Origin of the sequence: Massilia sp. (assembly GCF_031995545.1) — a bacterium.
Taxonomy (GTDB): domain Bacteria; phylum Pseudomonadota; class Gammaproteobacteria; order Burkholderiales; family Burkholderiaceae_D; genus Telluria.
Map to the genome: position 1 here is coordinate 146268 of NZ_DAMAGA010000004.1, position 18668 is coordinate 164935.

At 64.7% G+C, this 18668-nt stretch carries 17 protein-coding genes; 8 read left to right on the plus strand and 9 right to left on the minus strand.

Going from position 1 to position 18668, the window contains the following annotated elements; genetic code table 11:
* Window positions 1–18: 18 nt before the first annotated feature.
* The 7 genes from RTQ83_RS05335 to RTQ83_RS05365 all read right to left on the minus strand — a co-directional run bounded on the left by RTQ83_RS05335 (window position 19) and on the right by RTQ83_RS05365 (window position 7156).
* The gene (locus RTQ83_RS05335; RefSeq protein ID WP_312511928.1) at window positions 19–1647 is read right to left on the minus strand and encodes an electron transfer flavoprotein-ubiquinone oxidoreductase; all 1629 of its coding nucleotides are present in this window, start codon (window positions 1645–1647) and stop codon (window positions 19–21) included.
* Between the two features lie 53 nt (window positions 1648–1700).
* Window positions 1701–2402 (minus strand): ABC transporter ATP-binding protein, encoded by a 702-nt coding sequence (locus RTQ83_RS05340; protein WP_312511814.1) that lies wholly within the window; start codon window positions 2400–2402, stop codon window positions 1701–1703.
* Complete coding sequence (locus RTQ83_RS05345) at window positions 2395–3114, minus strand: ABC transporter ATP-binding protein (RefSeq protein ID WP_312511816.1); 720 nt, start codon at window positions 3112–3114, stop codon at window positions 2395–2397. The genes RTQ83_RS05340 and RTQ83_RS05345 overlap by 8 nt, the downstream gene beginning before the upstream one ends.
* Window positions 3101–4054 (minus strand): branched-chain amino acid ABC transporter permease, encoded by a 954-nt coding sequence (locus tag RTQ83_RS05350; protein ID WP_312511818.1) that lies wholly within the window; start codon window positions 4052–4054, stop codon window positions 3101–3103. The genes RTQ83_RS05345 and RTQ83_RS05350 overlap by 14 nt, the downstream gene beginning before the upstream one ends.
* Window positions 4051–4920 carry a branched-chain amino acid ABC transporter permease gene (locus tag RTQ83_RS05355; RefSeq protein ID WP_312511820.1) on the minus strand — a complete coding sequence of 290 codons (870 nt, stop codon included), beginning with the start codon at window positions 4918–4920 and terminating at the stop codon, window positions 4051–4053. Before RTQ83_RS05355 ends, RTQ83_RS05350 begins: the two co-directional genes overlap by 4 nt.
* A gap of 72 nt (window positions 4921–4992) precedes the next feature.
* Complete coding sequence (locus RTQ83_RS05360; protein ID WP_312511822.1) at window positions 4993–6162, minus strand: ABC transporter substrate-binding protein; 1170 nt, start codon at window positions 6160–6162, stop codon at window positions 4993–4995.
* Window positions 6163–6286: 124 nt separating this feature from the next.
* Window positions 6287–7156 (minus strand): IclR family transcriptional regulator, encoded by an 870-nt coding sequence (locus RTQ83_RS05365; protein WP_312511824.1) that lies wholly within the window; start codon window positions 7154–7156, stop codon window positions 6287–6289.
* Between the two features lie 313 nt (window positions 7157–7469).
* On the opposite strand from RTQ83_RS05365, the gene RTQ83_RS05370 reads away from it, so the two are divergent.
* The 7 genes from RTQ83_RS05370 to RTQ83_RS05400 all read left to right on the plus strand — a co-directional run bounded on the left by RTQ83_RS05370 (window position 7470) and on the right by RTQ83_RS05400 (window position 16167).
* Window positions 7470–9581 (plus strand): 3-hydroxyacyl-CoA dehydrogenase NAD-binding domain-containing protein, encoded by a 2112-nt coding sequence (locus RTQ83_RS05370; RefSeq protein WP_312511826.1) that lies wholly within the window; start codon window positions 7470–7472, stop codon window positions 9579–9581.
* Between the two features lie 37 nt (window positions 9582–9618).
* Window positions 9619–10800 carry an acetyl-CoA C-acyltransferase gene (locus tag RTQ83_RS05375; protein ID WP_312511828.1) on the plus strand — a complete coding sequence of 394 codons (1182 nt, stop codon included), beginning with the start codon at window positions 9619–9621 and terminating at the stop codon, window positions 10798–10800.
* A 9-nt stretch (window positions 10801–10809) separates the two neighbouring features.
* Window positions 10810–12018 carry an acyl-CoA dehydrogenase family protein gene (locus RTQ83_RS05380; protein WP_312511830.1) on the plus strand — a complete coding sequence of 403 codons (1209 nt, stop codon included), beginning with the start codon at window positions 10810–10812 and terminating at the stop codon, window positions 12016–12018.
* A 10-nt stretch (window positions 12019–12028) separates the two neighbouring features.
* Window positions 12029–13180, plus strand: coding sequence for an acyl-CoA dehydrogenase family protein (locus tag RTQ83_RS05385; protein WP_312511833.1), 1152 nt, complete (start codon window positions 12029–12031; stop codon window positions 13178–13180).
* On the plus strand, window positions 13177–13995 hold the full coding sequence (locus RTQ83_RS05390; protein ID WP_312511836.1) for an oxepin-CoA hydrolase, alternative type: 819 nt from the start codon (window positions 13177–13179) through the stop codon (window positions 13993–13995). The genes RTQ83_RS05385 and RTQ83_RS05390 overlap by 4 nt, the downstream gene beginning before the upstream one ends.
* Before the next feature lie 45 nt (window positions 13996–14040).
* A complete protein-coding gene (locus tag RTQ83_RS05395) occupies window positions 14041–15249 on the plus strand; it encodes a CoA transferase (protein WP_312511839.1) in 1209 nt (402 codons plus the stop codon).
* A gap of 102 nt (window positions 15250–15351) precedes the next feature.
* A complete protein-coding gene (locus tag RTQ83_RS05400) occupies window positions 15352–16167 on the plus strand; it encodes an IclR family transcriptional regulator (protein WP_312511842.1) in 816 nt (271 codons plus the stop codon).
* A 3-nt stretch (window positions 16168–16170) separates the two neighbouring features.
* Here the strand turns inward: RTQ83_RS05400 and RTQ83_RS05405 are convergent, their stop codons facing one another.
* Window positions 16171–16638, minus strand: coding sequence for a PaaI family thioesterase (locus RTQ83_RS05405; protein WP_312511844.1), 468 nt, complete (start codon window positions 16636–16638; stop codon window positions 16171–16173).
* Window positions 16639–16705: 67 nt separating this feature from the next.
* Entirely contained in the window at window positions 16706–17791 is a 1086-nt protein-coding gene (locus tag RTQ83_RS05410) for a porin (RefSeq protein WP_312511846.1), read from the minus strand.
* A 337-nt stretch (window positions 17792–18128) separates the two neighbouring features.
* Between RTQ83_RS05410 and RTQ83_RS05415 the strand changes: the two genes are divergently transcribed.
* Window positions 18129–18650 carry a hypothetical protein gene (locus RTQ83_RS05415; RefSeq protein WP_312511847.1) on the plus strand — a complete coding sequence of 174 codons (522 nt, stop codon included), beginning with the start codon at window positions 18129–18131 and terminating at the stop codon, window positions 18648–18650.
* Window positions 18651–18668 lie beyond the last annotated feature (18 nt).

Genomic DNA, 18668 nt, shown 5'->3' on the forward strand with positions numbered 1-18668 from the left:
GGTGGTATCAGGAGCGGCTTACATGTTCGGGTAATTCGGCCCGCCGCCGCCTTCCGGCGTGACCCAGACGATGTTCTGGGTCGGGTCCTTGATGTCGCAGGTCTTGCAGTGGACGCAGTTCTGGGCGTTGATCTGCAGCCGGTCGCGGCCCTCGTCGCTCTTCACGTATTCGTACACCCCGGCCGGGCAGTAGCGTTGCTCGGGACCGGCGAACTTGGCCAGGTTGACTTCGACCGGCACGCTCGGGTTTTTCAAGGTCAGGTGCACCGGCTGGTCTTCGCCGTGGTTGGTGTTCGAGATGAACACCGACGACAGCTTGTCGAAGGTCAGTTTGCCATCCGGCTTTGGATACACGATCGGCTTGAAGTGCGAGGCAGGCTTCAGACATTCGTGGTCGGCGTGCTTGTGGTGCAGCGTCCAAGGCGCCTTGCCGCGGAAGACGATCTGGTCGATGCCGGTCATGATCGTGCCCAGTACCAGGCCCTTGCTCATCCACGGCTTGAAGTTGCGCGCGATGTACAGTTCCTCGTGCAGCCACGAGCTTTTGAATGCTTCCGGATACGCCGTCAGCTCATCGCCCTGACGGTCCGCGTCCAGCGCCGCGAAAGCTGCCTCGGCGGCCAGCATGCCGGTCTTGATCGCGCCGTGGCTGCCCTTGATGCGGGACGTGTTCAGGAAGCCGGCCTCGCAGCCGATCAGGCAGCCGCCCGGAAACACGGTCTTCGGCAGCGATTGCAGGCCGCCCGAAGCGATCGCACGCGCGCCATACGAGATGCGCTTGCCGCCTTCGAAGAAGCCGCGGATCGCCGGGTGGGTTTTATAACGCTGGAATTCCTCGTACGGCGACAGATACGGGTTCTGGTACGACAGGCCGACCACGTAGCCCACCGCCACCTGGTTGTTCTCCAGGTGATACAGGAACGAGCCACCATAGACGTCATTGTCGAGCGGCCAGCCGGCGGTATGGATCACCAGGCCTGGCTGGTGCTTGGCCGGGTCGATCTCCCACAATTCCTTGATGCCAATGCCGTAGGTCTGCGGATCGCAGTCCTTTTGCAGATCGTATTTCGCCATCAGCTGGCGGCCCAGGTGGCCGCGCGCGCCTTCGGCGAAGAAGGTGTACTTGGCGTGCAGCTCCATGCCGAGCTGGAAGTCCGGACCCGGTTCGCCGTCGCGCTTGACGCCCATATTGCCGGTGGCGACGCCCTTGACGGAACCGTCTTCGTTGTACAGCACTTCGGCGGCTGGGAAGCCGGGGAAGATTTCCACGCCCAGGGCCTCGGCCTGCTGGCCCAGCCAGCGCACCACGTTCGCCAGCGACACGATGTAGTTGCCGTGGTTGGTCAGTGCCTTCGGCACCGCAAACGAAGGCGTCGCGTACGACTTGGTCTCAGTCAGGAACAGTACGCGGTCTTCGGTGACCGGGGTATTCAGCGGCGCGCCTTTTTCTTTCCAGTCCGGGAACAGCTCGGTTATCGCGCGCGGATCCATCACCGCGCCGGACAGGATGTGCGCGCCCAGTTCGCCGCCTTTTTCCAGCACGCAGACCGACACTTCGCGGTTCTGCTCAAGCGCCAGCTGCTTCAGCCGGATCGCAGCCGACAGGCCGGCAGGACCGCCGCCAACGACGACGACGTCATACTCCATCGACTCGCGCGGACCGTATTCTTCAATCAAACTCATTTATGCAAACTCCGGAATCAACGCGCAAAGTACAGCTTGTGCAGGTGGTCGAGACTGACCTCGTTGGCCGCCTGCGACAGCACCACTTTACCGCTTTGCATCAGGTACACGTGGTCGGCCACGCCCACCGCGCGATGCGTGTTCTGCTCGACCAGGATCATGGTGCGGCCATCTTCCTTCAGACGCGCCAGGATGGAAAACAGTTCGTTGACCATCACCGGCGCCAGGCCCAGCGACGGCTCGTCGATGATCAGGACCTTCGGGTCGCTCATCAAACCGCGCGCCATCGCCAGCATCTGCGCTTCGCCGCCCGAGAGCGAACCGGCCAGCTGCTTGCGACGTTCGCGCAGGCGCGGGAACATCTCGTACGACTTCTCCAGGTTGCGCGCGGCGCCGGCCCGGTGCTGCGGCGCGAACGCGCCCATCATCAGGTTCTCTTCGACGGTCATGTCGCGAAATACCATGCGGCCTTCCGGGATCATCGCCATCGACACCTTGTTCATGTCCCAGGTCGGCGTGCCGTTCAGCGGCTTGCCGTCCAGCGTGATCGAACCCTGCGACACCGGGATCAGGCCCATCATGGCGCGCAGCAGGGTGGTTTTGCCGGCGCCGTTCTGGCCGATGATGGTGGTCAGCTTGCCTTGCTGGACACTGAGCGACAGGTCCCACAGCACGTTGATTGCGCCATAGCCGGCGCGTACATTCTGAATCTCAAGCATGATCGACCTCGCCTCCGGTGTAGCTCTTGATGACTTCCGGGTTGGTGAATACCTCGGTCGGCGTGCCTTCGGCGATCTTCTGCCCGAAGTTCAGCACCGCCACCCGCTGGCACAGATTGCTGATGGTCTCGATATCGTGCTCGATGATCAAAATCCCGACCGCGAACCTGGCATGCAGGTCCTTCAGCATGTTCATGAAGTTGCGCTTGCCGTTGGTTTCCAGACCGGCCAGCACTTCATCGAGCAGCAGCAGCTTGGGATTGGTGGACAGCGCTTTCGCCACTTCCAGCGCCTTCAGTTCGGTCAGCGCCAGGCCGGTCGACGCATCGCGCCCGGCCTTGGCCGCCAGGCTGGTGAATTCCAGGATCTCGTCGATGCGGCGCTTGTCGACGGCCCCGGTACCGAAGCGCTGCGCCACTTCCAGGTTCTGGCGTACGGTCAGCTCGTGCATCGGCTGCGGAATCTGGAAGGTGCGGCCGATGCCCATGCGGGCACGCTGGTACATCGGCGCCTTCAGCACGTCGGTGCCGTTGAACACGATGCGTCCTGCGGTCGGGCGCACCAGGCCCGAGATCGCGTTGAACAGCGTGGTCTTGCCGGCGCCATTGGCGCCGACCAGGCCGACCAGGTCACCCGTGCCGACCGACAGCGTGACATCGTTGACCGCCGTGAGGCCGCCGAAGCGGACGGTGACGTTTTCAAGCTGCAGCATCTTTTTTCCTCATGAATTTCCGCAGGAGGCCGAGCAGGCCGTCCGGGCTGGCGATGATCATCACGACCAGCACCACGCCGAGAATCATCTGGTGACCGGTCGGCATGATGTTCTTGATGAACAGCTGGTCGACCAGGTACACCACCACGGCGCCGATGAGCGGACCGGTGATGGTGCGGTAGCCGCCGAAGATCGCGGCCACGATCGGGATCGTCACCCACAGCGCGCTGAAGGCGTAATCCGGCTCGAGGAAGTTGATGTAGTGGGCGTTGAAGGCGCCCACCGCACCGCACATGAAGGCCGAGACCAGGAGCATCAGGCCTTTGAGCAGGGTGTTGTTCACGCCCACCACGCGGGTAGCGTCTTCGCTGTCGTGCATCGCGCGCAGCGCCAGGCCGTGCGGGCTGCGGCGGATGATGTCGTAGATCCAGGCGAACAGCAGCACCATCGTCAGGATCACCAGGTAGTTGCCGGTACGGCTGCTGAACTCATAGCCAAACACGGTCGGCAGCGACGGAATGCTGGCGATGCCGCCGGCGCCGTTGGTGACCGACGTCCATTCGGTAGCGACGATGCGGAAGATGTGGGCATAGGCCAGGATGGCGAGGGCGAAGTAGGGCCCGCGCAGGCGCAGCACCGGCAGCATCAGGATCGCGGACAGTACCGCGCCGACACCGCCCAGCACCAGGCCGATGAACACCGGCACGTTGTACTGCATCGTCAGCACCGCCGAGGTGTAGGCGCCGACGCCGAAGAACGCCGCGTGGCCGAAGCTGACCATGCCGCCCAGGTTACCGAGCAGCGCCCACGACAGTGCGATGCCGCCGATGATCAGGGACGCGATGATGAGGCTCATCACGTAGCTGTCGCCGCCCAGCAGCAGCGGGACCAGGATATACGTCGCCAGCAGGGTGGCGACCAGGGTGATATTGAATTTCATCCGCGCCTCCGTGAAGCACCGAACAAGCCATTCGGCATGACGAACAGCACCAGCAGGAACAGTCCCATCCCGGCCAGCTCCTGCAGCGCAGAGCTGAACAGCGTGATGGTCAGCGATTCGGCGATGCCGAGCAGGACCGCGCCGATCAGGACGCCGGGGATCGAACCCAGGCCGGCCAGCACGGTGATGATGAAGGCTTTCACGGTCAGCACGCTGCCGTAGGCCGGGGTCACCACGCCATAGCTGAACAGGGCAACGCCGGCGAAGGCGGCCAGCAGGCCGGCCACGATGAACGACACCAGCTCGGTGCGGCCCGGGTTAATGCCCATCAGCTTGGCCGCGTCGCGGTTGCTGGAGACGGCGCGCACGGCGCGGCCATACCAGCTGCGCGACAGCCACCACCACAGCGCCACGATCAGCACGATGCTGACGACGAAGAACAGCACTTCGCTGCGCATGCTATACAGTTCGCCCAGGATGAACGCTTCCTGCATCCACGGCGAGCTGGTAGTGCGCACGTCGGCGCTCCAGATCATCAGGACCACATTGGTCAGGATCACGCCGACGCCGAAGGTCAGGGTCAGCGAATTGATTTCGCGGTGCGTCTTGACCTGGCCGACCAGGAAGTACAGCAGCGCCGAGGTGATCGTCACGATGATCACCGCGACCGGAATCGCCATCACGGGATTCCAGCCGAGTTTCGATTCCACGGTGTAGGCGATATACGCCGCCAACAACACCAGTTCGCCGTGCGCCAGGTTGATCACTTTCATGGCGCCGAACACCAGCGCCAGTCCCAAAGCGATCAGGGCGTAGGAGCCGCCCTGCAACAACCCGGAATAGACGGCTTGTAATATCAAGTCCATAGTCTTTGCATCCCATCGAATTCTGGCGGGCAGGGGGATCCTGCCCGCGTGGCCTGCCTTACTTGTATCGGCTTACCAAGGCACGCCCGGATACACCGGCTTGGCGGTCGCCGCTTCCTTCGGCCATACCAGTTCGACCTTCTTGCCCTGGTGCTGGCCCATGCGCTGGGTGAAATTCTTGTTGTCGCCGTTGGCGTCGAACTGCACGCGGCCGATCAGGGTCTGGCGGTCGGTCTTGCGCATCTCTTCGATTACGCCGCCTTTCTTGAGCGTGCCCTTGTCGGCGGCGCGTGCGATCGCTTCGAACAGCAGCATCGACTGGACGTAGCCGAACTGGCCCAGGTAGTCAGGATCCTTGTTCAGCAGCTTCTTGTAGCCGTCGGCGAAGACCTTGCCTTCTTCGGTCGAGAACTGCACCGGGAACGGCAGCACCGCGGTGCCGTACACGTTCGGCATCAGGTCCGGGAAGTCGGCCTGCATCTTGGGCGTGGCCAGCGACCACACGCCGGCGATGCCTTTGACGTTCGGTTTGAGCACGCGCGCGGCGCGCAGGATGCCGACGTATTCGTTTTCGTAGCCGACCATGGCGATGAATTCCGAGCGGTCGCGCAGCTTGACCTTGTTCAGGATCGGCTTGAAGTCGGTGATCAGCGGATCGAAGGCGTGCATCGCCACCTTCACGCCCTTGGCCTTCAGGGTCTTCTCGACGTCGGCGGCCAGGCCGTGGGTGGCGTCCTTGGTCGAATAGATGATCGAGATCGACTTGACGTTCAGGTCCGACAGCAGGCCGACCAGGGCCTTCTGGTAGCCCTGGGTATTATTAATACGGAAGAAGTTCTTGCGGCCGGCCTTCACCAGGCCGTCGTCGACGCCGCCCGAAGTCACATAGGCCAGCCCCAGCTTGCCCGCCGCGTCAGACGCCGGCGAAATGTTGTTGGAGGCGTAGCCGCCGGTGATCGCGACCACGTTCTGGCTGGCCAGCTTCTCGACCGCGGCCACCGCCTTGGCCGGCGCCGACTCGTCGTCGACGGTGACCAGCTTGATGGTGTGCTTGCCGTTGGTCTTGTTGAACACTTCGGCCGCCACGCGGATGCCTTCCTGGGTGCCCATGCCGACGCGCGCCAGCGGGCCGGTCAGGGGAATCTGCACGCCGACCAGCAGCTCTTCGGCGCTGGCCAGGTTGATGCTGCCGGCCATGCCTGCGGCCAGCATTGCGAGAACCAGTTTTTTTGCCTTGCTCATTGTCTCCACCTTTTTCTCGAAAGTCTCGGGTTTTTGAAATATCGACGGCAAGCCGAGGGCCTCGCCGCGCACATGAAGGTGTGCGGCGCTGCAGTTCGAATAGCCGGGTACTACGGGGTCGCCGTTAACTGATATGGCGGCCCATGCTCATTTCCACGTTACGCACCAGCTGCACCAGCCGCGGACCCAGGTCCTCGACCAGTTTTTCCTGCGGCAGCAGGAAGGCCGGGCCGCCGCAGTTGAACGCCATCGTCTTGGCGATGTCGGGATCGATCAGCGGCACGCCGACCGCGCTGATGTTGGCGTCCCACAGGCCCGACGACAGAACGAAGCCGCGGTCCTGGTAATCCTTGAATCCTTGCTCGATGTCGGCCTTGATCTTGGGCCAGTGGGTGTCCGCGGTCAGGCGGATATGGTCCATCAAAAAATCGCGGTCGGTTTGCGGCAGGCCGCATAGATAGGCCTTGCCCATCGCCGTGGTGGCCAGTGGAATGCGCGAACCGGCATCGCGCCGCAGCGTCACCGCCGCGCTGCCGCGGCAGGCTTCGACATACACCATGTGCAGGCGATCGCGGATGCCGATCGCCACGCTGCACTGGGCGTATTCGGCCAGTTCCTGCATCGCGGGACGCGCGAGTTTGCGCACGTCGAGGTTGGCGAGCAGGGTGTAGCCGAGCGCCAGCACCGGCGCGCCGAGCTGGTAGCGGCCCTGGTCAGGCGAAAATGTGAGGTAACCGAGCTTGGTCAGCGTATAGGTCAGGCGCGAAATCGTGGGCTTCGGCATGCCGGTGCGCTTGGCCATCTCGCTGTTGGTGAGATAAGCCTCGCCGGGGCGGAAGCAGCGCAGGATTTCCAGGCCGCGCGCCAGGGCGGTGACGAACTGGCGGTCTTTGCCGCCGGCGTCATCGTCTTCCAGCGGTGCAGCGGAATCGGCTGCCGCATCGCTACGCGGCTCGTCCTGCAGGGGGTGTTCGAGTGACTGGATCGGGTCCATTCTTGTCTCCAATGCTCAGCATCTTTGGCTGGGTCTGAGCGGATATTCACATACCGAAAACTCAGGTGTCAACTGTTTTTGTGAAATGGTCGTTCGCAGTGCGAAACGAATGATATTTACATTGCTATGAAAACGCCGTGTTTCGCTGTGCGAATAGCCGGATTTTTCGATTTCTCCCGCAAAATCGCTTGCGGCAGGGCGTTTACATTCTCGTCAAAAATGGGTTATCGTTGACCACACAACAAAATGCAAAACGCAATTTCGCATAGCGAACCAACGCTGTGTTCACATCATAAAACAAGGAGACAGGTTCATGGAAACCGGCGCAACCGCCCCGGTCGCCCGCAGCATGCACGGCGACATTCTCGTGGTCACCATCGATAACCCTCCCGTCAACGCCCTCGGCGTCGACGTGCGCCGCGCCCTGGTGGAAGCCATCAAAGCCGCCGACAGCAACGCCGCCGTCGAGGCAGTGCTGCTGACCGGCAGCGGCAAGACTTTCATCGGCGGCGCCGACATCCGCGAATTCGGCAAGCCGCCGCTGACGCCATTCCTGCCGGACGTCTGCAACCGCATCGAAGCCTGCACCAAGCCGGTGGTCGTCGCGATCCACGGCGCCGCGCTGGGCGGAGGTCTGGAGATCGCGCTCAGCGCCCACTATCGCCTTGCACTGCCGGCCGCGAAACTCGGTCTGCCGGAAGTGCAGCTTGGCCTGCTGCCGGGCGCCGGCGGCACCCAGCGTACCCCGCGCCTGATCGGCGCCCAGGCCGCGCTCGACCTGATGCTCAGCGGCCGTCACGCAGGCGCCGCCGAAGCGGCCAAACTGGGACTGGTCGATCGCCTGGTGGAAGGCGACGACCCAGTCGAAGCCGGCCTGGCCTATACCCGTGAACTGCTGCAGGCCGGCGCCCGGGTGCGCCGCACCCGCGATGCGACCGCGCTGGCGGATGCCGAAGCGCAGAAGGCCGCCATTGAAGCCGCCCGTACCGAGACGGCCAAGAAATCGCGCGGCCTGTTTTCGCCCCTGAAGATCGTGGAAGCGGTGCAGGGCGCCGTCGAGCTGCCGTTCGACGAGGGCCAGGCGCTGGAACGCAAGCTGTTCATGGAGTGCCTGGACAGCCCGCAGCGCGCCGGTCTGGTACACGCATTCTTCGCCGAACGCGAGACGGCCAAGGCGCCGGAAACGCGCGATGCGAAACCGCGTCCGATCGGCAGTGTCGGCATCGTTGGCGGCGGCACCATGGGTGCCGGCATCGCGGTGGCGGTGCTGGACGCCGGCCTGCCGGTGACGATGATCGAGCGCGACGACGAAGCGCTGGCGCGAGGCCGCAGAAACGTCGAGAAGGTCTACGACGGCCTGGTGGCCAAGGGCCGCATCAAGCCGGAAGCGAAGGACGCCGTAATGGCGCGCTGGAGCGGCAGCACCTCTTATGATTCGCTGGCGCAGGTCGACCTGGTGATCGAAGCCGTGTTCGAGGAGATGGGCGTAAAACACGCGGTGTTCGCGGAGCTGGACCGGGTCTGCAAGCCTGGCGCCGTGCTGGCAACGAACACCTCGTACCTCGACATCGACCAGATCGCGGCGGGCATCTCGCGTCCGCAAGACGTGGTCGGCCTGCACTTCTTCTCGCCGGCGAACATCATGAAGCTGCTCGAGATCGTGGTGCCGGCAAAGGTCTCGGCCGACGTCGTCGCCACCGCCTTCGAGCTTGCCAAGAAGCTGCGCAAGGTGCCGGTGCGCGCCGGCGTGTGCGACGGCTTCATCGGCAACCGTATCCTGGCGGTGTACGGCCAGGCCGCGCACGCGATGATGGAAGACGGTGCATCTCCGTACCAGATCGACAAGGCGCTGCGCGACTTCGGCTATCCGATGGGCCCATTCCAGGTCTCGGACCTGGCCGGCGGCGACATTGGCTGGGCTACCCGCAAGCGCCGCGCAGCCACACGCGACCCACGTGCGCGCTACGTGCAGATCGCCGACCGCCTGTGCGAACGCGGCTGGTTTGGCCAGAAGACCGGCCGTGGCTACTATCTGTATCCGGACGGCGCCCGCGTCGGCACGCCGGACCCGGAGGTCGAAGCGATCATCGATGCCGAACGCGCCCGCGCCGGTGTGACGCCACGAACCTTCAGCGACGACGAGATCGTGCGCCGCTACCTGGCCGCGATGATCAACGAAGGCGCCAACGTGGTGCACCAGAAGATCGCGCTACGTCCGCTCGACGTCGATGTCACCTTCGTGCACGGCTACGGCTTCCCGCGCTATCGCGGCGGCCCGATGAAGTACGCCGATACGGTCGGCCTGCCCAAGATCCTGGCCGACATCCGCGAATTCGCCAAGGAAGATCCGATCTTCTGGCAGCCGTCGCCGCTGCTGGTGGAGTTGGTCGACAAGGGCGCCGACTTCGCAAGCCTGAACAAATAAACGCCAATACGATTAAAAGCAGAACTGGAGACTCGCCATGCGCGAAGCAGTCATCGTTTCAACCGCGCGTACGCCCCTGACCAAGGCGCACCGCGGCGAATTCAACATCACTCCCGGCGCCCAACTGGCCGCGTTCGCAGTACGCGCCGCGGTCGAGCGTTCCGGCATCGACCCCGAGCTGATCGAGGATGCGATCCTCGGCTGCGGTTATCCGGAAGGCACGACCGGCCGCAATATCGCGCGCCAGACCGTGATCCGCGCCGGCCTGCCGATTTCGATTGCCGGCACCACTGTTAACCGCTTCTGCGCCTCCGGCCTGCAGGCGATCGCCATCGGCGCCGGCCAGATCATCGTCGGCGGCGCGCCGGCTGTCATCGCCGGCGGTGTGGAAAGCATCTCGCACATCCGCAGCCGCGACAATGCCAACGCCGACATCGATCCGTGGATGCTGGAAAACAAACCCGAGCTGTACCTGCCGATGATCGACACCGCCGACATCGTCGCTGCGCGCTACAGCATCAGCCGCGAAGCGCAGGACCGCTTCTCGGCCGAATCGCAGCGCAAGACCGAAGCGGCGCAGCTGGCCGGCCGCTACAAGGACGAAATCGTGGCCTGCACCACGACCATGGCGGTGACCGACAAGGAAACCAAGGAAGTCACCAAGCGCGAAGTGACGGTGGATGAAGACAACTGCAACCGCCGCGGCACCACCTACGAAGGCCTGGCCAAGCTGGCGCCGGTGATGGGCGAAGGTAAATTCGTCACCGCCGGCAATGCGTCGCAGCTGTCGGATGGCGCCTCGGCCTGCGTGATGATGGAAGCGAAAGAGGCCGAGCGCCTTGGTCTGACTCCGCTCGGCGCCTTCCGCGGCCTGGCGGTGGCCGGCTGCGAGCCGGACGAGATGGGCATCGGTCCGGTGTTCGCGGTGCCGAAGCTGCTCAAGCGCTTTGGCCTGACGGTGGACGACATCGACCTGTGGGAACTGAACGAAGCCTTCGCCTCGCAGGCGATCTACTGCCAGCAGCGCCTCGGCATCCCCGACGAGCGCCTGAACGTCAACGGCGGCGCGATCTCGATCGGCCACCCGTTTGGCATGACCGGCGCGCGCCTGGCCGGCCACATCCTGCTGGAAGGCCGCCGTCGTGGCGCCAAGTATGCGGTAGTCACGATGTGCGTCGCCGGCGGCATGGGCGCCGCGGGCCTGTTCGAGATTTTCTAAAGGATAGTCATGGATCTGAATTTCACCCCTGAAGAAGAACGCTTCCGCGACGAGGTCCGTGCCTTCCTGGCCGAGAAACTGCCGAAGGAATTGTCAAGCAAGGTCGCCAACGGCAAGCATCTCTCGAAACAGGACATGGAGCGCTGGCACGCGATCCTGAACGAGCGTGGCTGGCTGGCCAACCACTGGCCGGAAGAATACGGCGGCCCGGGCTGGACTGCGATCGAGAAGTTCATCTTTGAGAACGAGTGCGCGCTGGCGAATTCGCCGCGCATAGTGCCGTTCGGCGTCAACATGCTGGGACCGGTGCTGATCAAGTACGGCAACGAGGCGCAGAAACAGTACTGGCTGCCGCGCATCCTGGACGGCTCCGACTGGTGGTGCCAGGGCTACTCGGAACCGGGCGCCGGTTCCGACCTGGCCGCCGTCAAGTGCAGCGCGGTGAAGGGCGTCGACGCCGACGGCGAGCACTACATCGTCAACGGCCAGAAAACCTGGACCACGCTCGGCCAGCACGCCAACATGATCTTCTGCCTGGTGCGCACCGACCGTGACGCCAAGAAGCAGGAAGGCATCAGCTTCCTGCTGGTGGACATGAATTCGCCGGGCGTCGATGTGCGCCCGATCACGCTGCTCGACGGCGAGCACGAAGTCAACGAGGTGTTCTTCACCGACGTGCGCGTGCCGGCCGAAAACCTGGTGGGCCAGGAAAACCGCGGCTGGACCTGCGCCAAGTATCTGCTGACCTACGAGCGCACCAACATCGCCGGCGTCGGCTTCTCGGTGGCGGCACTGGCGCGCCTGAAGCGCATCGCGCAGGAGCAGACCCGCAACGGCAAGCCCCTTAGCGAGGACCCGAGCTTCGCGCGCCGCCTGGCGAAGGTCGAGATCGACCTCGAGAACATGAAGACCACCAACCTGCGCGTGATCGCGGCGGTGGCCGGCGGCGGTGTGCCGGGCGCGGAGAGCTCGATGCTGAAGATCCGCGGCACCGAAATCCGCCAGGAGATCAACGCCCTGACCCGGCGCGCGATGGGCGTGTATGCGCGCCCATTCAGCCAGGACATGCTCGATGCTGCTTACGAAGGCCCGAGCTTCGGCCACGACTTCGCGGCGGCCGCCTCGGCGCAGTACTTCAACAACCGCAAGCTGTCGATCTTCGGCGGCTCGAACGAGATCCAGAAGAACATCATCTCCAAGATGATCCTCGGACTGTAAGGACAAGGACATGAACTTCGAACATACCGAAGAACGGCGCATGCTGGCCGATAGCCTGAACCGCTTCATCGCCGAACAGTATGGCATCGAGAAGCGTAACCACGTTGCCGCCTCGAGCCAGGGATTCTCGCCGGAAAAGTGGCAGCAGTTCGCCGAGCTGGGCGTGGTGGGCGCGCTGCTGCGCGAAGAAGACGGCGGCTTCGGCGGCGCCGGTTTCGACATCGCCGTGGTCTTCGAGGCGCTGGGCCGTGGCCTGGTGATCGAGCCGCTGCTGGGCAGCGCGGTGCTGGCGGCGGAAGCGATTTCGGCGGCCGGCAGCGACGAACAGAAGGCAGTGCTGGGCCAGATCGCGGAAGCCAGCATCGTCGCTTCGTTCGCGCACGACGAACCGAATACCCACTATGAGCTGCCGCGCGTGGCCACGGCCGCACGCCGCGACGGCGACGGCTGGGTGCTCGACGGCGCCAAAGCCGTGGTGCTCAACGCCGAACACGCGCAAGTGTTCGTCGTCTCGGCCCGTACTTCGGGCGCGATCGGCGACGAAAGCGGCATCTCGCTGTTCCTGGTCCCTGCTGATGCGGCCGGCCTGTCGGTCGTCGGCACCCCGACCATGGACGGTGGCCGCGTGGGCGAGCTGACTTTTAACAGTATCCGTCTCGACGCCGGCGCGCTGCTGGGCGCCGAAGGCCAAGGCTATCCGGTGCTGGAACGCGCCGTCGGCCGCGGCATCCTGGCCCTGTGCGCCGAAGCGCTGGGCGCGATGGAAGCGGCCAAGGAAGCGACACTCGACTACCTGCGTACCCGCAAGCAGTTCGGCGTCCCGATCGGCAGCTTCCAGGCGCTGCAGCACCGCATGGCCGACCTGCTGCTCGAGATCGAGCAGGCCCGCTCGGCGGTGATCAATGCCGCGTCCAGCCTGGATGCGGACCGTATGACGCGCGAGCGCGCGCTGTCGAGCGCCAAGTACAGCATCGGCCGCATCGGCACGCTGGTGGCGGAAGAATGCATCCAGCTGCACGGCGGTATCGGCATGACCTGGGAACTGCCGATGGCGCACTTCGCCAAGCGCCTGGTGATGATCGACCATCAGCTGGGCGACGAAGACCATCACCTGGAACGCTACATCGCGCTCGGACGCCAGCTGGAAGCGGCGGCGGCATGAGCGAGCCCGGGCTCCTGGTCCGCAGCGAAGGCGCGGTCCGCATCCTCGTCAACAGCAACCACGCGGCGCGCAACGCCATCACGCCGGCGCTGTACGACGCGCTGCCGGCTGCGCTCGAGGAAGCGGCGCGCGACCCGGCGATCGGCGCCATCGTCCTGACCGGCGACGGCGACTTCTTCTGCGCCGGCGGCGACCTGCGCCAGCTGGCCACGCGGCGCGAGCTGCGGCCGGAAGGACGGCGCGCCAAGGTCGAGCGCCTGCACGACCTGGTGCGCTCGATCCGCGCCTGCCCCAAGCCGGTCATCGCTGCGGTGGAGGGCGGAGCCGCCGGCGCCGGCATGTCGCTGGCGCTGGCCTGCGACATGCTGGTGGCTGCTAGGGGCGCGTTCTTCTCGATGGCCTATGTAAAAGTCGGCCTGAGTCCGGACGGCGGAGCGACCGCTTTCTTGTCGCGCTTCCTGTCGCGCCAGCTGTTGACCGAATTGTGCCTGCTGGGCGAGCGCTTGCCGGCCGAGCGCCTGCACCAGCTGGGCGCCGTCAACCGGCTGAGTGAACCCGGGCAGGCATTGACGGAAGCACTGGCGCTGGCAGCGCGCGTGGCCGACGGCCCGGCGAATGCCAACGCCCGCATCAAGCGTCTGTGCGAGAATGCCGGCGCCGCCGGTCTGGACGAACAGCTCGACCTGGAAGCGGAGCTGATGGTGCAATCGCAGGGCGGCGACGAGGCGCAGGAAGGCATCAAGGCCTTCTTCGCCAAGCGCGCACCTGATTTCACGGCGCTGCGCCAATCGAGCGCCGGGCAACGACAAGAATAAAGTTTTTCCGGTTCCCCCTTGGAGACGCCGGGTATCTGGAGTGTTATGTTGACTGACAAATCTGCTTTGCCGCTGGCCGGTGTGCGGGTCCTGGACCTGTCGCGCGTGCTGGCCGGTCCGTGGTGCGCCATGGTGCTGGGCGACCTGGGCGCCGAAGTGATCAAGGTGGAGCACCCCGAGCGGGGCGACGACACGCGCGACTGGGGCATGCGCGTCGGCTCCACCGAGACCGCCTACTTCAACAGCGTGAACCGCAACAAGCGTTCCGTGTGCCTCGACCTGAAGACGCCAGAAGGCAAGGAGATCGCGCGCGAACTGATTCGCAAGAGCGACGTCGTGATCCAGAACTTCAAGTTCGGCGACATCGAGCGCCTCGGCCTGGGCTACGACGACCTGAAACAGGAGCAGCCCGAGCTGATCTTCTGCTCGATCACCGGCTACGACCGCACCGGTCCGGAAGCGGCGCGGCCCGGCTACGACCTGGTGATCCAGGGCGAATCCGGCCTGATGGCACTGAACGGCGAACCGACCCAGCCGCCTTTGAAATTCGGCGTCGCTGCGGTCGACATGATGACCGGCATGTACGCGGCGCAGGGCGTGCTGGCCGCGCTGTACGAGCGCGAAAAGACCGGCAAGGGCCGCCACATCGGCATGGCGCTGTTCGACTGCGGCCTGATGATCACCGCCTACTACGGCCTGGAAGCGCTGCTGCGCGGGAACGACCCGCCGCGCTTCGGCAACGCCCACCCGTCGATCATGCCGTATGGCGTGTACGAGGCGGCCGACGGTCCGCTGGTGGTCGCGGTCGGCAACAACGGCCAGTTCGTCCGCTTCTGCACCGACGTCATCGACCGGCCCGACATCGCCGCCGACGAGCGCTTCAAGACCAACCTGACCCGCACCGCCCACCGCGACGAGCTGATGCCCGAGATCAAGCGCGAACTGGCGCGGCGTAAGCGCAAGGATCTGCTGGACGCCATGAGCCGCGTCGGCATTCCGTGTGGAGAAGTGGCGGGACTGCATGAGGCGCTGACCTCGCAGCGCGCCGTCGACGGTGGCCTGGTGAAGGACATGCCGCATCCCGAGGTGGGCAGTGTGCCGGTGCTGGCGTCGCCGTACCGCTTCGATGGCGAACGGCTGCCCGTGCGCAGCGCGCCGCCATGCCTGGGCGAAGGTACCGAAGACGTGCTGCAGAATCTGCTGGGGCTGTCGAAAGACAAGCTGGCGGCTCTGAAAGAACGCGGCGTGCTCTAAACGCAGAATGAGCGACCGTGGGTCGCTCAGCTCAGCTGTTTTGCAGTGTGAAATAAACTGGTTTAGAATGGAACGAGAATAATTCTCTATGGGTTCCGAACCATGCCTGCCAGCGCCACCACCCGCACCAACCAAGACGAGCTGCTGGACAGTGCCGACGCGCCGCGCGGCGCGGAAGACCGCTACTACATCACGGCGCTGGCGCGCGGCCTCGACGTGCTGGCCTGCTTCCGCTCGGCCGACAAGGGCCTGACCAACCAGCAGATCGCCGAACGCTGCGGCCTGCCCAAGTCCACCGTCACCCGCATCACCTATACGCTCACCACGCTCGGCTACCTGGCCCAGGAAAGCGGCGGCCGCTACATGCTCGGTACCGCCACGCTCGGCCTGGGCAGCGCCATGCTGGCGCGGCTCGACATCCGCCAGCTGGCGCGGCCGATGATGCAGGACCTGGCCGAATTCTCCGGCACCACGGTGTCGATCGCGATGCGCGACCGGCTGTCGATGATCTATGTGGAAGTCTGCCGCAGCAGCGCGGCGCTGGCGCTGGCCTTGCAGGTCGGCTCGCGCATGCCGCTCGCGACTTCCGCCATCGGCCGCGCCTACCTGGCCCGCGCCTCGGAACAGGAACGCAAGGATATCCTGAGCCGCGCGCTGGAGCTGGACGAGACGGCGTTCGACACCATGCGCGCGGGCCTCGACCAGGGGCTGCGCGACTACGAGCAGTATGGCTGCACGACCTCGTTCGGCGACTGGCAGAAGGATGTCAACGGCATCGCGGTCGGCTTCATGCCGATCGGCGGCAGCCAGCTCATGTCGATCAACTGCGGCGGGCCGTCGTCGAGCGTGTCGAAGGAATTCCTGCTGGAGCAGGTGCGGCCGCGCCTGATCGAGATCGCGCGGCGGCTCGAAAGCTGAGGTTCAGTAACCCGCCGCCAGCTGCTCGGGACTGAGCGCGTTCATCACCGCGAACACGCCGCTCGCCCTCAGGATGCGGCGTTCGCCGACCTGCAGGAAGCAGTTGGCAAACGCCATGCGTCCGCCCAGCTTCTGGATGTCGACATGGGCCTCGACCCAATCCCCGGGCCGCGCCGCATCGACGAAATCGGTACTCAGGTTGACCGTCACGAACGAGTGCCTGCCTTCGCAATACAGGGTCAGGCCGATGCCGAGCGCAGAATCGGACAGGCTGGCCAGCATGCCGCCATGGGCGATGCCGCGCATATTCGTGTGCCGTTGGTCGATGCGCATCGCGATCACGATGTTGTCATCGCCTGCGCCGTCGTTGCGGCGGCAATAAAGCTCGCCCAGGTTGGCCATGTAGGGGCCGCCGCGCTTGAGGCGCTCGAAGCCGGGTGGTACAGGAAGTGCGTTGTCGTTTGTCGTCATAGTCGAAAGTCTGGTGTTCCTGCATCGGTCACGGCCCGGCACCAGACGGCCGGGCAGTGACGACGCATCAGAACATGTGCATGATGCCCATCGTGAAGCGGTTGGCCGAATCGCTGCCGACCGCGACGAAGTTCTGGGCCAGGTTGATCTGATCCGCCGTCACCACCTCGTCGGTGACGGCGCGGCCGATCGAGACGTAGCCGGTGGTGCGTTTGCTCATCAGGTAGCGGCCGATCAGGATGTATTGCTGCGAGTTGTCCGCCAGATCGCCCGAGCGCTTGGTATTGTAGTACGCGGCCGTGACCAGGAACTGCTGCGCCACCGGCACGTCGGCGCCGGCGCCGAAGATCGCGATCTTGCGGCCGGTGCTGCGCAACTCGTTCATCGAATAGGTCGACTTGAGCGTCACCGCCGGGAAGGCATACTTGATGCCGTAGGCGTGCGAGGTGAGCAGGTCGGTATTGGTGTTGTTCTTCATGCGCGCGTATGCACCGGCCACCGCCAGCTTGCCGGTGTTGTACAGCACCGCGCCGCCCTGGTAGGAGCTCTTCTGCGCATCGCCCGACTGCTCGCCGAAGGCGCGCATCACGGCGAAGCTCAAGCCCTTGAACACCGGCGAGGTGTACTTGATCGAGTTATTCTGGCGCAGCGCGGTGCCGCCGTTATTGGCGCCATAAGGGCCGTACACGGCGGCGTTGTTCATCGCCGCGAACAAGACGTTCGGGCTGCTGGAAGCGAAGCCCAGGCCGAGCGGATCGGCCATGCCGACCGACATGATGCCGACGATGTTCTGGCGCCCGATGTCGATGGCGCCAAAGCCGCCCGAGATGCCGACCGTGGCTTCGCGGTCGAACAGGCTGGTGCTGGTCGGCGTGCCGAAGCCGACGCCGGCACCGCCGGTGTCGTTGAGCAGCGTGCCTTCCAGGCCGAAGCGTGCGCGGTAGCCGCCGCCCAGGTCTTCCTGCCCCTTGATGCCCCAGCGCGACACCTGCATCTGGCCGGTATCGACCTTGGTCATGCGGCCCTGCGGACCGTCGTTATCGAGGCTGGTGAGGCCGGCATCGATGATGCCGTAGATGGTCACCGCCGACTGCGCGGAGGCGGTCGACGCGCAGGCGCACAGCGCCGCGGCTGCGAGAATGTGTTTCTTCACTGATGCTGTCTCCAATATTGTTGTCATGCCAGGCTTCAAGCCGGATGCATAAAAGCTGTTTCTCTTTGCGGAATGCAGTCTTCTATAATGAAACTGTATTTTTCCGGGGTGACACTGTCAACAAGTATTCGTCCGCTCGGCAATAACAGCTGGCGGGGTCAGTGAAATGTGTCCAAAGGAGCACAGGTCGTTCTGACCGGCGGAACGACTGTTTTGCAACGCGGAATTTGATCCAGACGATATACATGCAGTGTGGCGAGCTTCTCCGATGGACAGCCGTGAAATCGAACAGTAGAGTTCTGTCGTTGCCCAACAGAAACCAACCTCGATCCCCACCATGTCTTCCTATCGCTCGCTTATCCTGGCCATGACCGCAACGTGCACGCTCGGCGCCTGCGCCTCGAACACTGCCTCCCGCATGGGCACGGCCGCCACCACGCCGCTGTCTGACCTGAACATCGCCAAGGCCGACATTCCCGCCATCCTGGCACGCGCCAAGCAGCAGCCCTACCTGATTCCTGCGCAGCAGAATTGCGTCGCGATCGGCCTTGAGGTCCGGGAACTTGACGTGGCGCTGGGCCCCGACCTCGATAAGCCGGTCTCCGAGAAACGGACCTCGCTGATGGGGAAGGCCTCGAGCGCGGCCCAGGACCACGCGGTCGGCGCGCTGCAGCGCACCGCGCAAGACCTGATCCCGTTCCGCGGCTGGGTGCGCAAACTGAGCGGCGCCGAGCGCCACTCGCGCGAAGTCACCGCCTGCATTGCGGCGGGTACCGCGCGCCGGGCATTCCTGAAGGGGATGGCGGTGGCGCAGAGCTGCACCTTGCCGGACACACCGGTCGACGTGGTGCAGCGCTGAACGCCTTGTTCATCCATG

Bases quoted from the DNA above. Each gene is read 5' to 3' on its own strand.
- RTQ83_RS05415 (WP_312511847.1), top strand. From the start codon at position 18,129: ATGTCTTCCTATCGCTCGCTTATCCTGGCCATGACCGCAACGTGCACG.
- RTQ83_RS05355 (WP_312511820.1), bottom strand. From the start codon at position 4,920: ATGGACTTGATATTACAAGCCGTCTATTCCGGGTTGTTGCAGGGCGGC.
- RTQ83_RS05390 (WP_312511836.1), top strand. From the start codon at position 13,177: ATGAGCGAGCCCGGGCTCCTGGTCCGCAGCGAAGGCGCGGTCCGCATC.
- RTQ83_RS05350 (WP_312511818.1), bottom strand. From the start codon at position 4,054: ATGAAATTCAATATCACCCTGGTCGCCACCCTGCTGGCGACGTATATC.
- RTQ83_RS05400 (WP_312511842.1), top strand. From the start codon at position 15,352: ATGCCTGCCAGCGCCACCACCCGCACCAACCAAGACGAGCTGCTGGAC.
- RTQ83_RS05340 (WP_312511814.1), bottom strand. From the start codon at position 2,402: ATGCTTGAGATTCAGAATGTACGCGCCGGCTATGGCGCAATCAACGTG.
- RTQ83_RS05360 (WP_312511822.1), bottom strand. From the start codon at position 6,162: ATGAGCAAGGCAAAAAAACTGGTTCTCGCAATGCTGGCCGCAGGCATG.
- RTQ83_RS05385 (WP_312511833.1), top strand. From the start codon at position 12,029: ATGAACTTCGAACATACCGAAGAACGGCGCATGCTGGCCGATAGCCTG.
- RTQ83_RS05345 (WP_312511816.1), bottom strand. From the start codon at position 3,114: ATGCTGCAGCTTGAAAACGTCACCGTCCGCTTCGGCGGCCTCACGGCG.
- RTQ83_RS05335 (WP_312511928.1), bottom strand. From the start codon at position 1,647: ATGGAGTATGACGTCGTCGTCGTTGGCGGCGGTCCTGCCGGCCTGTCG.
- RTQ83_RS05380 (WP_312511830.1), top strand. From the start codon at position 10,810: ATGGATCTGAATTTCACCCCTGAAGAAGAACGCTTCCGCGACGAGGTC.
- RTQ83_RS05370 (WP_312511826.1), top strand. From the start codon at position 7,470: ATGGAAACCGGCGCAACCGCCCCGGTCGCCCGCAGCATGCACGGCGAC.
- RTQ83_RS05375 (WP_312511828.1), top strand. From the start codon at position 9,619: ATGCGCGAAGCAGTCATCGTTTCAACCGCGCGTACGCCCCTGACCAAG.
- RTQ83_RS05405 (WP_312511844.1), bottom strand. From the start codon at position 16,638: ATGACGACAAACGACAACGCACTTCCTGTACCACCCGGCTTCGAGCGC.
- RTQ83_RS05365 (WP_312511824.1), bottom strand. From the start codon at position 7,156: ATGGACCCGATCCAGTCACTCGAACACCCCCTGCAGGACGAGCCGCGT.
- RTQ83_RS05395 (WP_312511839.1), top strand. From the start codon at position 14,041: ATGTTGACTGACAAATCTGCTTTGCCGCTGGCCGGTGTGCGGGTCCTG.